General features: G+C 69.8%; 11 protein-coding genes and 1 pseudogene. 8 read left to right on the top strand and 4 right to left on the bottom strand.

The window, feature by feature from the left end:
• Window positions 1–177: 177 nt before the first annotated feature.
• From ABD679_RS07220 to grxC, 3 genes are all read right to left on the bottom strand, one after another.
• Window positions 178–1,191 carry an isocitrate dehydrogenase gene (locus tag ABD679_RS07220; protein WP_344759291.1) on the bottom strand — a complete coding sequence of 338 codons (1,014 nt, stop codon included), beginning with the start codon at window positions 1,189–1,191 and terminating at the stop codon, window positions 178–180.
• A 191-nt stretch (window positions 1,192–1,382) separates the two neighbouring features.
• Window positions 1,383–1,775, bottom strand: a complete 393-nt coding sequence (locus ABD679_RS07215; protein WP_344759290.1) for a carboxymuconolactone decarboxylase family protein — start codon at window positions 1,773–1,775, stop codon at window positions 1,383–1,385.
• Window positions 1,772–2,053 carry a glutaredoxin 3 gene (gene grxC, locus ABD679_RS07210; RefSeq protein ID WP_425561861.1) on the bottom strand — a complete coding sequence of 94 codons (282 nt, stop codon included), beginning with the start codon at window positions 2,051–2,053 and terminating at the stop codon, window positions 1,772–1,774. The genes ABD679_RS07215 and grxC overlap by 4 nt, the downstream gene beginning before the upstream one ends.
• A gap of 184 nt (window positions 2,054–2,237) precedes the next feature.
• On the opposite strand from grxC, the gene ABD679_RS07205 reads away from it, so the two are divergent.
• The 8 genes and pseudogenes from ABD679_RS07205 (at window position 2,238) to ABD679_RS07170 (ending at window position 11,608) form a co-directional block, all read left to right on the top strand.
• Complete coding sequence (locus ABD679_RS07205; RefSeq protein WP_344759552.1) at window positions 2,238–3,812, top strand: M48 family metalloprotease; 1,575 nt, start codon at window positions 2,238–2,240, stop codon at window positions 3,810–3,812.
• A gap of 90 nt (window positions 3,813–3,902) precedes the next feature.
• Entirely contained in the window at window positions 3,903–4,592 is a 690-nt protein-coding gene (phoB, locus tag ABD679_RS07200; protein ID WP_344759288.1) for a phosphate regulon transcriptional regulator PhoB, read from the top strand.
• A 179-nt stretch (window positions 4,593–4,771) separates the two neighbouring features.
• On the top strand, window positions 4,772–6,112 hold the full coding sequence (gene phoR / locus ABD679_RS07195; protein ID WP_344759287.1) for a phosphate regulon sensor histidine kinase PhoR: 1,341 nt from the start codon (window positions 4,772–4,774) through the stop codon (window positions 6,110–6,112).
• Entirely contained in the window at window positions 6,109–8,199 is a 2,091-nt protein-coding gene (gene ppk1, locus ABD679_RS07190; protein WP_344759286.1) for a polyphosphate kinase 1, read from the top strand. Before phoR ends, ppk1 begins: the two co-directional genes overlap by 4 nt.
• 169 nt (window positions 8,200–8,368) lie before the next feature.
• Window positions 8,369–8,449, top strand: a pseudogene (locus ABD679_RS07185).
• Window positions 8,450–8,486: 37 nt separating this feature from the next.
• Window positions 8,487–9,743 carry a Ppx/GppA phosphatase family protein gene (locus ABD679_RS07180; protein ID WP_344759285.1) on the top strand — a complete coding sequence of 419 codons (1,257 nt, stop codon included), beginning with the start codon at window positions 8,487–8,489 and terminating at the stop codon, window positions 9,741–9,743.
• Window positions 9,744–9,933: 190 nt separating this feature from the next.
• Entirely contained in the window at window positions 9,934–11,079 is a 1,146-nt protein-coding gene (locus ABD679_RS07175) for a glycosyltransferase family 4 protein (protein WP_344759284.1), read from the top strand.
• Window positions 11,057–11,608: a phosphatase PAP2 family protein gene (locus tag ABD679_RS07170; RefSeq protein ID WP_425561859.1), complete on the top strand. Its 552-nt coding sequence runs from the start codon at window positions 11,057–11,059 to the stop codon at window positions 11,606–11,608. The genes ABD679_RS07175 and ABD679_RS07170 overlap by 23 nt, the downstream gene beginning before the upstream one ends.
• A 12-nt stretch (window positions 11,609–11,620) precedes the next feature.
• Here ABD679_RS07170 and ABD679_RS07165 read toward each other — a convergent pair whose 3' ends face one another.
• Window positions 11,621–14,980: an error-prone DNA polymerase gene (locus ABD679_RS07165; RefSeq protein ID WP_344759283.1), complete on the bottom strand. Its 3,360-nt coding sequence runs from the start codon at window positions 14,978–14,980 to the stop codon at window positions 11,621–11,623.
• Between the last annotated feature and the right edge of the window lie 117 nt (window positions 14,981–15,097).

The raw sequence follows: 15,097 nt of genomic DNA, 5'->3' as shown, positions 1-15,097 counted from the left end.
GGATAAAAGGATCCGCGATTGTGCGGAGTCGCCCGGATGCTGTCCATCGCCGGCGATGGGAAGGCGGCGTTCCAGCAGCGGGACGACGGCAGCACGGGACGGGCGGGAATCCCGCCCCCGGAAACGGAAACGGGGCGCCGAAGCGCCCCGTCCAGTGGTCCATCTGGCGCGGCGGGATCAGGCCGCGGCGCGGCCCGCAATCGCCCTGGCGAACGCCATCGTGGTGCCTTCGCCGCCCAGGTCCGGGGTCAGCGAGTCCTTCGCCTCCAGCGTGGCGACAATGGCCTCGCGCAGCTTCGTGGCCTGCTCCGGCATCTCCAGGTGGTCGAGCATCTGCGCCGCGCCCAGCAGCAGCGCGCAGGGGTTGGCGACGCCCTTGCCGGCGATGTCGGGGGCTGAGCCGTGCACGGCCTCGAAGATCGCCACGTCCTCGCCGATGTTCGCGCCCGGGGTCAGGCCGAGGCCGCCGATCAGGCCGGCGCACAGGTCGGAAATGATGTCGCCGAACAGGTTGGTGGTGACGATGATGTCGAACTGCTCTGGCCGCATCACCAGCTGCATGCAGGTGTTGTCGACGATCAGCTCGTTGCACTCGATCTCCGGGTACTGCGCGGCCACTTCGCGCGCGACCTTCAGGAACAGGCCCGAGGTCGACTTGAGGATGTTGGCCTTGTGCACCACGGTGACCTTCTTGCGGCCGGTCTTGCGGGCCAGGTCGAAGGCGTAGCGGACGATGCGCTCGGAGCCCTTGCGCGTGACCTTCTGGATCAGGGTCGCGGTGGCGCCGTCCTCGGTGACCACCTGGCCCTCGCCGATGTAGGCGCCCTCGGTGTTCTCGCGCACGGTGATCAGGTCCACGCCCGACGGGAAGCGCGACTTCGTGTTCGGGTAGCTCCTGGCCGGGCGCACGTTGGCGTACAGGTCGAAGCGCTTGCGCAGCTCGACGTTGATCGACGAAAAGCCGCCGCCGACCGGCGTGGTCAGCGGGCTCTTGAGCGCGACCTTGTTGCGGCGGATCGACTCCATGGTCGCTTCCGGCAGCAGTTCGCCGTGCTTGTCCAGCGCGACCATGCCGGCGTCGGCTTCTTCGTAAACCAGCCCGAGGCCCATGGCGTCGAGCACGTGCAGGGTGGCGTCCATGATCTCCGGGCCGATGCCGTCGCCGCGGATGACCGTAATCGTGTGGGGCATTTTCGTGGGGTCCATGCAGAGAGGACGCCGGCCGGGGGCGCGGGCGTCAAAAGCGGGAAAATCAGCCGCCTATTATGCCGGATGCGGCGATTCCACGCCCATCGGCTCGCGGCGCGGCAGGCGTCGCGATGCAGCGGAAGCACAGTGGGAGCGGCCATGGCCGCTCCCGCAACGCCCGCAACAGGCGAGACTCAGTCGTGCGCGTGCTGCGCGGGTGCCGGCTCGCCGCCTTCCAGCCGGTCGAGGAAATCCACCGCCCGGCGCAGGTGCGGGATGACGATGCTGCCGCCCACCACCAGCCCCACCGAAAACGCCTCGAACATCTCGTCGCGGTTGACGCCGGCCTCGCGGCACTGGGCCACGTGGTAGCTGATGCAGTCGTCGCAGCGCAGCACCAGCGACGCCACCAGGCCGAGCAGCTCCTTGGTCTTCACGTCCAGCGCGCCGGCCTGGTAGGCCTGGGTGTCGAGCGCGAAGAAGCGCCGCACGACCTGGTTGGGCTCGGCCAGGATGCGCTCGTTCATGCGCTGGCGGAACTCGGTGAACGCCTGGACGCGGTCGGCCTCGCCTTCCCTCCCGCTCACGGGGTTTCACCTGACAGCAGCGGATCGAGCTTGCCGGCGCGGTGCAGTGCCATCATCTCGTCGTAGCCGCCGACGTGGGTGTCGCCGATGAAGATCTGCGGCACGCTGGTGCGGCGGGTGCGCTCGACCATCTTCTCGCGCTCGGCCGGATCGGTGTCGATGCGCACCTCCTGCCACTCCAGGCCCCGGCTGCGGAGGAAGTTCTTGGCGGCGACGCAGTAGCCGCACACGGCGCTGGTGTAGAGGGTGATCGGCGGGGTGGACGGGGCGTTCAACACAGGCTCCTGAAACTCTGGTGGGCAAGATATGGTCGAATGATGCGGCACGGACGCGCCATTTCAACGCGCGTGCATGGAACGTAATGATCGCCCGCGCGGGGTTAACCGCGGATTCACACGCCCGACCCCGCTCCTCGCCATTCTGCATGTTGCATTCCCGCCCGCCGGACCCCTCCCGATGCCGATGCGCCCCCTGCCCGCCATTGCCGCCCTGATGCTCGCCGTCGCCAGCGTGTGCGCGCCGGCGCAGGAGGGTGCGCGGCTGCCGGATATCGGCTCGTCCGCGGGCACCGTGCTCAGCCCCGCCGACCAGAAGGCCTACGGCGAGATGATGCTGAGCCAGCTGCGCAACTACGACTACATCCTCGAGGATCCGCTGGTCGACAGCTGGCTGCGCGGGCTCGGCAACCGCCTGGCCGCGGCCAGCGACGATCCGAAGCAGGACTTCACCTTCTTCATGATGGCCGACCGCCAGGTCAACGCCTTTGCCACGGTCGGCGGCTACGTCGGCGTCAACGCCGGCCTGGTGCTGGTGGCCGAGCGCGAGGACGAGGTGGCCGGCGTGCTCGGCCATGAAATCGCGCACGTCACCCAGATGCACGTGCTGCGCAGCGTCGAGCGCGCGCAGCGCGACAGCGTGCCGATCCTGCTGGCGATGCTGGGCGCGATCGCGATCGCGCAGTCGGGCAGCAACTCCTCGGGAGACGCGGCGATGGCCGCGATGGCCAGCGCGCAGGGCATCGCCGCGCAGCGCCAGATCAACTACACCCGCAGCAACGAGTCCGAGGCCGACCGCGTCGGCATCCGCACGCTTGCGCGCTCCGGCTACGACCCGGAGGCGATGGCGGACATGTTCGAGCGCATGCAGGCGCTGGAACGCAGCAACCGCGGCGGCGAGAAGGAGCGCACCCCCGACTACCTGCGCAGCCATCCGGTCACCACTACCCGCATCGCCGAGGCCAAGGAGCGTGCGGCCAGGGTGGAGGCGCAGGGCAGCTTCTCGCCCACTTTCACCACCAGCGCCAACCCGCTGCTGCCATCGACGCTGCAGATCAGCACGGCGTCCGCGGGCGGCGACGGCGTCCGCTTCGGATGGGTGCGCGAGCGCCTGCGCGTGCTCAGCGCCAATACGCCCAGCGCGGCGATCAACGAATACGAGCGCATGCGCCGCACCGCGGAACTGGACGACGCGCAGCGTTACGGACTGGCCTATGCGCACCTGCTCGCCGGCCACGGCAGCGAGGCGGTGAAGGAACTGACCCCGCTGCTGGAAAAGCATCCCGGCGACACCTGGCTGCTGCTGGCGCAGGGGCAGGCGAAGGCTCGCGCGGGCAACCCGGCCGAAGCCGACGCGATCTTCGAAAACCTGGTCGCGCGGATGCCGCGCAACCGCGCGGTGGCGCTGACCTACGCCGCGGTGCTGTCCGAGCGCAACAACCAGGCCGCCGGCAAGCGGGCGCAGGACGTGCTGCGGCCGCTGCTGGCCAACGCCGGCAACGACCCGCTGTTCCAGTCCACCTACGCGCGCATCAACGAAATCGCCGGCGACCCGATCCGCGCCGGCGAAGCCTGGGCGGAAGCGGCCTACCTCAACGGCCGCCCGGAGCGCGCCCTGGTCCAGCTCAACAACCTGAAAAAGCGCGACGACCTGGACTACTACGCCCGCACCCGGATCGACGCGCGCATCGCCGCGATTACCCCGGTGGTGCTGGAGCTGCGCCGCCAGGGCGTGCGCGACCCGGACCTCCAGCGCCGGTAACCACGCAGCCGGCGGCTGTCATGCGGCTGTCACAAAAACGTAGTCTACTGGCCGCACCGGAAAACCGGGGAGTGAAACACGCGGCCCGCCATGCACAAACGCATCCTGATCGTCGACGACGAACCCGCCATCCGCGAGATGGTCGCCTTCGCGCTGCGCAAGGGCGAGTACGAACCCGCCCACGCCGGCGACGCGCGCGAAGCGCAGGAAGCCATCGCCGAGCGCGTCCCGGACCTGATCCTGCTCGACTGGATGCTGCCGGGTACCAGCGGCATCGAGCTGGCCCGCCGCTGGCGCCGCGAGGACCTGACCCGCGAGATCCCGATCATCATGCTCACCGCGCGCGGCGAGGAAAACGACCGCGTCGGCGGCCTCGAGGCCGGCGTCGACGACTACGTGGTCAAGCCGTTCTCCTCGCGCGAACTGCTCGCGCGCATTCGCGCGGTGATGCGCCGCTCGCGCGAGGACGACGAGGACGGCAGCGTGCGCGTCGGCGACCTGCGCATCGACGGCACCGCGCACCGCGTGTTCGCCCACGACGAGCCGGTGCAGATCGGCCCCACCGAATACCGCCTGCTGCACTTCTTCATGACCCACCCCGAGCGCGTGTACACCCGTTCGCAGCTGCTCGACCACGTCTGGGGCGGCAACGTCTATGTCGAGGAGCGGACGGTCGACGTGCACATCCGGCGCCTGCGCAAGACGCTGGAACCTTCCGCGCTGGACGGCATGGTGCAGACGGTGCGCGGCTCGGGCTACCGCTTCTCCGCGTCTCCGTGAAGCGCCGCGGCGGGCCGTCGCGGGGCGGCTCGCATCCTGTCCGTGGTGCCGTCCGCGGCCGCGGCCACGTGGCGCCCCACGCGCAGCGCGCTTTTCCAAAGCGCGCCCGCGGCCCGTACCATCGACCGGGACCCGCTTTCCCGATCGACGTGCCCCACGCCCCGCCCGAACCCCTGACAATGCCGCCACAGACCCGCAGCGCATGGACCAGGACGCTCGGCCAGCTCGCCATCGTGCTGGCCGTGGCGCTGCTGGTTGGGTTCGCGCTTGGGCATCCATGGCCGGCGCTCGCGATCGCCGCGCTCGGGATGTCCGCCTGGCACGGCTGGAAGCTGCACGGCCTGCTGCTGCGCCTGGCCGCCCGCCAGCGCGTCGCGCCCACCGGCGACGGCGGGGTGTGGAACGAACTCGACCGCCTGGTCCATCGCGGCCAGGAGGACATGCGCGGCCGCAACCGGCGCCTGGTCGAAATGCTGCGCGCCTACAGCGCCGCCGCCGCGGCACTCCCCGATGCGGTGGTGGTGCTGGAGCGCAACAGCCAGCGCGTGCGCTGGTTCAACGACGCCGCCACCGGGCTGCTCGGCCTGCGCTATCCCGACGACATCGAGGCCTCGCTCGGCGAGCGCCTGCAGCCGCTGCCGCTCTCGCACTGGCTGGCCGGCGGCCGCCGCGCCGAGCCGATCCTGGACGCGGCTTCGCCCGTCGACCCGGCCGTGCGCCTGAGCCTGCGCCTGATCCCCTACTCCGACGCGCTGTGGCTGCTGGTCGCGCGCGACGTCAGCAAGCTCACCCGCCTGGAGCAGATGCGCCAGGACTTCGTCGCCAACGTCTCGCACGAGTTGCGCACGCCGCTGACCGTGGTCCACGGCTACCTCGACATGCTCGATCCGGAAGACCAGCCCGAATGGGCACCGATCCTCGACGAGATGCGCCGCCAGTCGCTGCGCATGACCCAGCTGGTCGAGGACCTGCTGACCCTGTCGCGCCTGGAGGCGCAGGACGGCGTGGCCGACGAGCACGTGGCCATGGACTCGATGCTGGTGACGCTGCGCCGCGAGGCCGAGGCGCTGAGCCAGCGGCGCCATGAAATCCGGGTCGACGACGACGCAGGCATCGACCTGCTCGGCTCCACCCGCGAGCTGCACAGCGCGTTCTCCAACCTCGTCGCCAACGCCGTGCGCTACACGCCGGCCGGCGGCCATGTCGCCATCGTGCTGGCGCGCAGCGAAGACGGCGGCGCGACGCTGTCGGTGCGCGACAGCGGCTACGGCATCCCGGCCGCGCACCTGCCGCGCATCACCGAACGCTTCTACCGCGTTTCGACCAGCCGCTCGCGCGAGTCCGGCGGCACCGGCCTGGGCCTGTCGATCGTCAAGCACATCCTGCACCTGCACCAGGCGCGCCTGGACATCGAAAGCGAGGTCGGGCGCGGAAGCGTCTTCACCTGCCGCTTCGGTCCCGGGCGCGTGATCGCGCGCGACCGCGCCGGTGCGGCGCCTTCCCCGGTGGAACAGCCATGAATCCTCCAGTCCCCCCTGCGCCCGCGCTCGACAACGATCCACTGCGCGACCCGATGCTGTACTTCAACCGCGAGTTGTCGCAGCTGGACTTCAACTTCCGGGTGCTGGCGCAGGCGCGCGACGAATCCGTGCCGCTGCTCGAACGGCTGCGCTTCCTGTGCATCTCCTGCACCAACCTCGACGAATTCTTCGAGATCCGCGCGGCCACCGTGCGCCACGCGCAGGACTTCGCGGTGCCGTTCTCGGCCGATGCCATCCCGCCGGCGGTACTGCTGCGCCGGATCCACGACCGCGCCGCCGAGCTGGTCGACGCACAGTACCGCTGCTGGAGCGAAGAACTGCGCCCGGCGCTGGGCGACGCCGGCGTGCGCGTGCTCGGGCGCGAATCGTGGAACGCGCGCCAGTCGCGCTGGCTGCGCGCCTATTTCCGCGAAGAGATCATGCCGGTGCTGTCGCCGCTCGGCCTGGACCCGGCGCATCCGTTCCCCAAGATCCTCAACAAGTCGCTCAACATCGTGGTGGTGCTCGACGGCACCGATGCGTTCGGACGCAGCGGCCACCTGGCGATCGTGCGCGCACCGCGCTCGCTGCCGCGGATCATCCAGCTGCCGGAGAAGGTATCCGGCGGCGAGCACGACTTCGTATTCCTGTCTTCGGTGCTGTCGGAATTCGTCGCCGAAATGTTCCCGGGGATGGAGGTCAAGGGCGCGTACCAGTTCCGCGTGACCCGCAACTCCGAGCTGATCGTCGACGAGGAGGAAGTCGAGAACCTCGCGCTCGCACTGCGCGACGAACTGATCGGCCGCGGCTACCTGCGCGCGATGCGGCTGGAGATCGCCGCCAACTGCCCGAAGCCGATCGTGCAGACGCTGCTGGACAACTTCGAGCTGCCGGCCAACGCGGTCTACCGCATCCACGGCGCGGTCAACCTCAACCGCATCATCCAGATCTACGACCAGGTCGACCGCCCGGACCTGAAGTACCCGCCGTTCGTACCGCGCCAGCTGCCCGCCAGCGATGCGATTTTCGAGCGCGTAGCCGCCGGCGACGTGCTGCTGCACCATCCGTTCGACGCATTCACGCCGGTGCTGGAGCTGATCCGCCAGGCGGCGGAAGACCCGAACGTGCTGGCGATCAAGCAGACGCTGTACCGCACCGCCAAGGACTCGGCGATCATCGAGCACCTGGTGCAGGCGGCGCGCAACGGCAAGGACGTCACCGCGGTGGTGGAGCTGCGCGCGCGCTTCGACGAGGAGGCCAACCTCGCCTTCGCAGACCGCCTGCAGGAGGCCGGCGTGCAGGTCGTCTACGGCGTCGTCGGCTACAAGACCCACGCCAAGATGCTGCTGGTGGTGCGCCGCGAGGGCCGCAAGCTGCGCCGCTACGTGCACCTGGGCACCGGCAACTACCACGCCGGCACCGCACGCGCGTACACCGACCTCGGGCTGATTACCGCGGACCCGGCGATCGGCAACGATGTGCACCTTGTTTTCCAGCAGCTGTCGGGGCTGGCACCGGCGATCCGTCTCGAACGCCTGCTGCAGTCGCCCTTCACCCTGCACGCCGGCGTGCTGGAACGGATCGAACGCGAAGCCGCGTTCGCGCGCGCAGGACGCCCGGCGCGCATCATCGCCAAGATGAACGCACTCAACGAACCGCAGGTGGTGCGCGCGCTGTACACGGCTTCGCAGGCCGGCGTGCAGGTCGACCTGATCGTGCGCGGCGCCTGCACGCTGCGCCCCGGCGTACCGGGCGTGTCGGAGAACATCCGCGTGCGCTCGATCGTCGGCCGCTTCCTCGAACACAGCCGCGTGTACTGGTTCGGCAACGACGGCGACCCGGAAACCTTCTGCGCCAGCGCCGACTGGCTCGAACGCAACCTGCTGCGGCGCGTGGAAACCTGCTTCCCGATCCTCGATCCTGCCGTCGCCGCGCGAATCCGCGACGAGGTGCTCGACAACTACCTGGCCGACAACCTCAATGCCTGGGAACTGCAGGCCGACGGCGAGTACCGCAAGGCCGAACCGGCCGGCGACGAAACGCCACACTCCGCGCAGGCCGCGCTGCTGGCGAAGATCTGCGCATGAAACCGTCCCTGCCCATCCCCGCCTTCGTGCCGACCACCGCCGAACCACTGCGCGACGGCGACATGCTGGCCGCCATCGACCTGGGGTCGAACAGCTTCCACATGGTCGTGGCGCGCTACACGCTGGGGCAGCTGCGCACCGTCGACCGCCTGCGCGAGATGGTGCGGCTGGCCGAAGGCCTCGACGGCAAGGGCGGCCTGCACGCGGAAGTGCGGCAGCGCGCGTTCGAATGCCTGTCGCGCTTCGGCCAGCGGATCCGCGACATCCCGCGCGAACGCGTGCGCGCCGTGGCGACCAACACCGTGCGCGCGCTGTCCGCGCCACAGGCATTCCTGGTCCCCGCGGAAACCGCGCTCGGCCACGCCATCGAAGTGATCGCCGGCCGCGAGGAGGCGCGCCTGATCTACCTCGGCGTCGCCCACGCGCAGCCGCCGAAGAAAGGCCACTTGCGGCTGGTGGTGGACATCGGTGGCGGCTCGACCGAGTGCATCATCGGCGCCGGCTTCGACGCCATCGAGCGCGAAAGCCTGCAGGTCGGCTGCGTCGCCAGCACCCGGCGTTTCTTCGACAACGGCAAGCTCACGCGCAGGAAGTGGGACGAGGCACTGGTCGAAGTCAGTGCGGAGTTCCAGCAGTTCGCCGGCACCTACCGCACGCTGGGCTGGCAGGAGGTACTGGGGTCGTCGGGCACCAACAAGGCCATCGGCGAGATCTGCGCGGAGCTGGGCCTGACCAAGGGTTCGGTCACGCCCGAGGCGCTGGCGGTCGTGCGCGACCGCCTGCTCGACGCCGGCCGCATCGACGCGATCGACCTGCCGGGGCTGTCGGAAGAGCGCCGCCCGATCATCGCCGGCGGCGTGCTGGTACTCGAGGCCGCATTCGCCGCGCTCGGGCTGGAACGCATGGCGGTGAGCAAGGCGGCACTGCGCGAGGGCGTGCTGCACGACATGCTCGGCAGGAGCCGCGACGAGGACCCGCGCGACACCTCCGTGGCGGCGCTGATGCTGCGCTACGGCATCGACGCCGACCAGGCGCTGCGGGTGGAAACCACCGCGCTGCAGCTGTTCGACCAGGTCGCCACCGCCTGGAAGCTGGGGCCCGACGACCGCCTGATGCTCGGCTGGGCCGCACGCCTGCACGAGGTGGGGCTGGTCATCGCGCACAGCCAGTACCACGTGCACGGCGCCTACGTGCTGGAAAACTCCGACATCGCCGGCTTCTCGCGCCAGGAGCAGCAGTACCTGGCCGCGCTGGTGCGCACGCACCGGCGCAAGATCCCCAAGTCCGCGTTCAACGCCCTGCCCGACCGCCTGCTGTCCCCCGCGCGTCGATGCGCGGCGCTGCTGCGCATCGCGGTGCTGTTGCACCGCGGCTATGACGCACGCGAGATCCCGCGCCTGGATGCTGCCGCCGAAGGCCGCTCGCTGGCGGTCGCGCTGGCCCGCAGCTGGCTGGAGCCGCGTCCGCTGCTGCGGACTGACCTGGCGGGAGAGCCGGCGAACTTCGCGGCGCTGGATATCGCGCTGGCGTTTGAGCCGATCTAGGTTGCTTTTGCACTTTTGCTCTTCTTCCTCGCGTCGCTGCAACGCAAGATCAAGATCCACGGCAGCGGCAACGGCCAGCATCGGGACGTGTGGAAGCCATGCGCTGTCATCGTTCCGCTACACAGCTGCAACACGCGTTTCACCGCGCCCCGCGACGATGCCCGTATCCGCCGCTTCCGCCGGGTCACCGATGCGCCATGCGATCGTCACCGAAACCTGGCCACCCGAGGTCAACGGGGTCGCGCTGACCGTGGAATCGCTGGCACAGGGGCTGCGGTCGCGCGGGCACCAGGTGTCGCTGGTGCGGCCGCGGCAGTCACCCGGCCAGGTCGCCGACGCCGGCGAAACACTGGTGCGGGGCGCAAACCTGCCGCGCTACCCGGGACTGAAGTTCGGCCTGCCGGCAACGCGTACGCTGCTGCGACTGTGGTCCGGGGAACGGCCCGACGCGATCTACGTCGCCACCGAGGGGCCGCTGGGCTGGTCGGCGCTGCGCGCGGCGCGGCGGCTGGGGATCCCGGTGGCGACCGGTTTCCACACCCGCTTCGACCGCTACATGCGTGATTACGGCGTCGCCTTCCTGCAACCGGTTGCGCTGCGCTGGATGCGCCACTTCCACAACCTCGCCGACGCCACGCTGGTGCCCACGCGCGAGTTGCGCGACTTCCTGCTCGGGCACGGGTTCCACGACGTGGTGCTGCTGCCACGAGCGGTCGACACGCGACGTTTCAATCCCTCACAGCGCGACGCGGCACTGCGCGAATCCTGGGGCGTCGCGGCGGATGCGCCGGTGGCGATCCATGTCGGCCGCATCGCCGCCGAGAAGAACCTCGGGCTGGTGGTCCGTGCCTTCCGCACGCTGCAGCGCGTGCGGCCGGAAGCGCGCATGGCGTGGATCGGCGACGGTCCCGAGCGCGCGCGCCTGCAGCGCGAACACCCGGACTTCATCTTCTGCGGCGTGCAGCGCGGACAGGCGCTGGCACGACACTTCGCCAGCGGCGACCTGTTCCTGTTCCCGAGCCTGTCGGAAACCTTCGGCAACGTCACCCTCGAAGCCATGGCCAGCGGCGTGGCGACGGTCGCCTTCGATTACGGCGCAACCCGCGAGCACCTGCGCGACGGCGCCCACGGCGCGGCGGTCGCCCCGGGCGACGAGGAAGGATTCATCGCCGCGGCGCGCCACATCGGCAGCGACGCGGACCTGCGCCACGTCATGGCCACGGCCGCGCGCGAAGCGGTGTCCGGCCTGCGGCCGGAGCAGGTGGCCGCCGCCTTCGACGGGATCCTCGCCCGCCTCGCCAGGAGCAAGCCGCATGAACGCCTCGCCGCCGCTTGACCGCATCCGCGCCCGCGAAGCCCGCTGGTGCCTGCGCGCCAATCGCATGTGCGCCAGGAACGGGGTACGGCACCTGTTCGCCATCGTCAGCCGGCTCGGCGACGGCGTGTTCTGGTACCTGTTGATGGCCGCGCTGGTCGCGGTGGACGGCGCGGACGGGCTGCTCGCGTCGTTGCACATGGCCGCCACCGGGGCCATCGCCCTGGCGATGTACAAGGCACTCAAGCGCTGGACGCGCCGGCCGCGGCCGTATGCAGCCGACGGTCGCATCCGTGCCTGGGTGGCGCCGCTGGACGAGTTCAGCTTTCCTTCCGGCCATACGCTGCACGCAGTCGCCTTCGCCCTGGTGGCTGTCGCCCACTACCCCGCGCTGGCATGGCTGGTGCTTCCGTTCGCCGCCGCAGTGGGCGCCTCGCGCGTGGTGCTCGGCCTGCACTACCCCAGCGACGTGCTGGCCGCCACCGGCCTCGGCTGCGCGCTGGCGGGTGCCTCGCTGTGGCTGGCGCCGGGCGTGCAGTTGTTCGCCTGAGGGCTTCTGCCTTCAGTGGAAATCACGCGACTCGGCGCGCAGGCCGCCGAGCAGGCCGCTCAGGTCTTCCAGGTCGCGGGCGATGAGGTGTTCGACGCCATCCACGCACTCCCAGCGCCCGCGCACGGCGAGCAGCGTGGAATTGAGCAACGCCTTGCGCCGCCGCTGCGCCACGCGCGGCCAGACGATCACGTTGACCATGCCGTGTTCGTCCTCGAGCGTGACGAAGATCGTGCCGCTGGCGGTCTGCGGGCGCTGGCGCTGGGTGACGATGCCAGCGGTGTAGACGCTGCGGCCGTGGCGCTGGCCGTGCAGGTCCTTCGATCCGAGCACGCGCCGCGCGCGCAGGCGTTCGCGCAGCAGCGACAGCGGGTGCGCGGCCAGCGACAGGCCGGTGGCGCGGTAGTCGGACAGGATCTCCTCGCCCATGCCGGGGGCCGGCAACGCGATCGCATCCTCGTCGGGGCTGCCCGGCAGCAGCGGGCGCTGGCGTTCGATGCCGGCGACGAGCCAGCGCGCGTCGTTGCGGTGGCCCGCCAGGGTGCGCAGTGCGCCGGCTTCGGCGAGTGCACTGCGCGCTTTCTCGTCGAGGTTCGCGCGCAGGCACAGGTCGGCGACGCTGCGGAACGGATGCTGCCTGCGCGCGGCAACGATGGCAGCCGCCACCTCTTCGGACAGCCCGCGGATCTCGCGCAGGCCGAGGCGGATCGCCGGCTGGACAGGATGACTGTGGGAGCGGCCATGGCCGCGATGCTTTTTGCCAGGAAACCGGCGGCTCACTCCTGCCCAATCGCGGCCATGGCCGCTCCCACAAGGAGAGGGATTGGAGTTTTCTCCATTTCCCGGTCCATCGACCAGCGTGTTGTCCCAGTCGCTCTGCACCACATCGACGGGCAGGAACTCCACGCCCTCGCGCGCCGCCCTCCCCCGCCGCGCGTCCTGCACGATCTGGCTGGGCGAATAGAAACCCATCGGCTGCGAGTTGAGCAGCGCGCAGGCGAACGCCGCGGGTTCATGACGTTTGAGCCAGCAGCTGGCGTAAACCAGTTTGGCGAACGAGGCCGCGTGGCTCTGCGGGAACCCGTACGAACCGAAGCCCTTGATCTGTTCGAAGATCTGGTCGATGAATTCCGGGGCGTAGTCCTGCTTCAGCATCAGTTCGCGGATGCGTTCGCGATGCGGCTCCATGTCGCCGCCGTGACGCCAGGCGGCCATCGAACGCCGCAGGCCATCCGCCTCTTCCGGCGAGTAGCCGGCATGGATCACCAGTTCCATCACCTGTTCCTGGAACAGCGGCACCCCGAGCGTGGGACCGAGGATTTCTTCGATGCCCGCCGACGGGTATGTCACGCGTTCCTTTCCCTGCCGTCGTCGCAGGTAGGGATGCACCATGTCGCCCTGGATCGGCCCGGGCCGCACGATCGCCACCTCGACCACGAGGTCGTAGAACTTCCTCGGCCGCAGCCGCGGCAGCATTGCCATCTGCGCGCGCGATTCGATCTGGAACACACCGACAGTGTCGGCCAGGCAGATCATGTCGTAGGTGGCCGTGTCTTTTTTCGGGATCGTTGCCAACTCGTAATCGCGCCCGCGATGCACGCGCACCAGGTCCAGCGCCTTGCGCAGGCAGGTCAGCATGCCCAGCGCCAGGCAATCGACCTTGAGCAGCCCCATCGACTCCAGGTCGTCCTTCTCCCACTGGATGATGGTGCGGTCGGCCATCGCCGCGTTCTCCACCGGCACCAGCTGCCACAGCGGCTGGTCGGAAATCACGAAGCCGCCGACGTGCTGCGACAGGTGGCGCGGGCGGCCGCGCAGCATGTCCGTCACCGCCAGCACGCGCGCAATGAGCGGGTTGTCGATGTCGAAACCGGCCTCGCGCAGGCGCTGCTCCATTGGCGTTTCACCGTTGCCCCAGCCGTAGCACTCCGCGAGCAGTGCAATCTGGTCAGGCGGCAGGCCGAAGGCCTTGGCCACGTCGCGCACCGCGCTCTTGCCGCGGTAGCGGATCACGGTGGCAGCCAGTGCGGCGCGCGTGCGTCCGTACTTGTTGTAGACGTACTGGATCACTTCCTCGCGCCGCTCATGCTCGAAATCGACGTCGATGTCCGGCGGCTCGTTGCGTTCCTTCGACAGGAAGCGCGCCAGCAGCAACCGACTTTCAGTCGGGTCCACCGCGGTGATGCCCAGCGCGAAGCAGACCGCTGAATTGGCAGACGAGCCGCGGCCCTGGCAGAGGATGCCGTTTCGCTTGGCGAAGCGGACGATGTCCTCGACGGTGAGGAAGAAGGCTTCGTACTTGAGTTCGGCGATCAGCGCCAGCTCGTCGTCGATCTGCTTCGCGACCTCGGGCGGCACGCCTTCTGGCCAACGCTTGCACATGCCAACCCTGGTGAGCTTGCGCAGGTGCGATGCCGGCGTCTCTCCCTCGGGAACCAGCTCGGCGGGATAGTCGTACCTGACCTCGCGCAGGTTGAAGCTGCAGCGCCGCGCCAGTTCCACTGCCGCCTGCAACAGCGCGCGTCCGCCTTCGGCCGATGCATGGATGTTGGCGAGCGCGCGCCGCGTGCGCAGGTGGCGCTCGCCGTTGCGGAACAGGTGCGCGCCGCATTCGGCCAGCGGCCGGCCGTGGCGGATCGCGGTCATCGTGTCCTGCAGCACGCGCTGGCGGCGGGTGGCCATGTGCACGTCTCCGGCGGCGACCGGCGCCAGCTGCAACGCCTCGGCCAGCGCGAGCAGGTCCGCCAGGCGCGTGGCATCGTCGTCGTCGCGGTGCAGTTCCACCGCCAGGTGCGCGCGGTCGCCGAAGAAGGTGCGCAGCCAGGCGCCCTCGCCCGGATCCAGGTCGGCGCCGGGCAGCCACAGCGCGAACAGGCCCGTTGCGCCGTCATCGAAGGCTTCCTTTTCAACATCGACGCGGCTGAGGCGATATTCGCCCTTTTCCGCCGCGCGCCGGGCGACGGTGATCAGCCGGCACAGCTGCGAGTAACCGGCACGGTTTTCGACCAGCAGCACCAGCCGCAGGCCATCATCGAGGCGGAACTCGGCACCGACGACGAGATGGATGCCTGTGACCTCCGCCGCATCGCGCGCACGCACGATGCCGGCCAGCGAGCATTCGTCGGTGATTGCCAGTGCTTCGTAGCCACAGCGCGCGGCGCGTTCGAACAGCTCTTCCGCGCTGGCGGCGCCGCGCAGGAAGGTGAAATCGGAGAGGCAGTGCAGTTCGGCGTAGGCAGGCGCATCGCCATGGGGATCTTCGTTGGCGGCGTCGCGCAGGCGCGCACGCATGCGGACGATGCGCGGGACCTGCGCGCCCGGGGTGTCGGGGGCGACGCCGGGAGGCAGGCCGTAGTCGCGGTCGGCGCTCATGGTGCTTCCTCCACCGGGAAGGCCTTCACCTCGCAGCGCCTGCCTTCATCCACGCCAACCTCCTGTGACCATGCGATCCCTGTGGGAGCGGCCATGGCCGCGATGCGGTTGCTCTCA

The sequence above is a fragment of the Luteimonas lutimaris genome, assembly GCF_039537065.1.
In the GTDB taxonomy this organism is placed as follows: Bacteria; Pseudomonadota; Gammaproteobacteria; order Xanthomonadales; family Xanthomonadaceae; genus Luteimonas; species Luteimonas lutimaris.
Note: the sequence above shows the minus strand (reverse complement) of the source record. Positions and strands in the feature narration are given on the sequence as shown.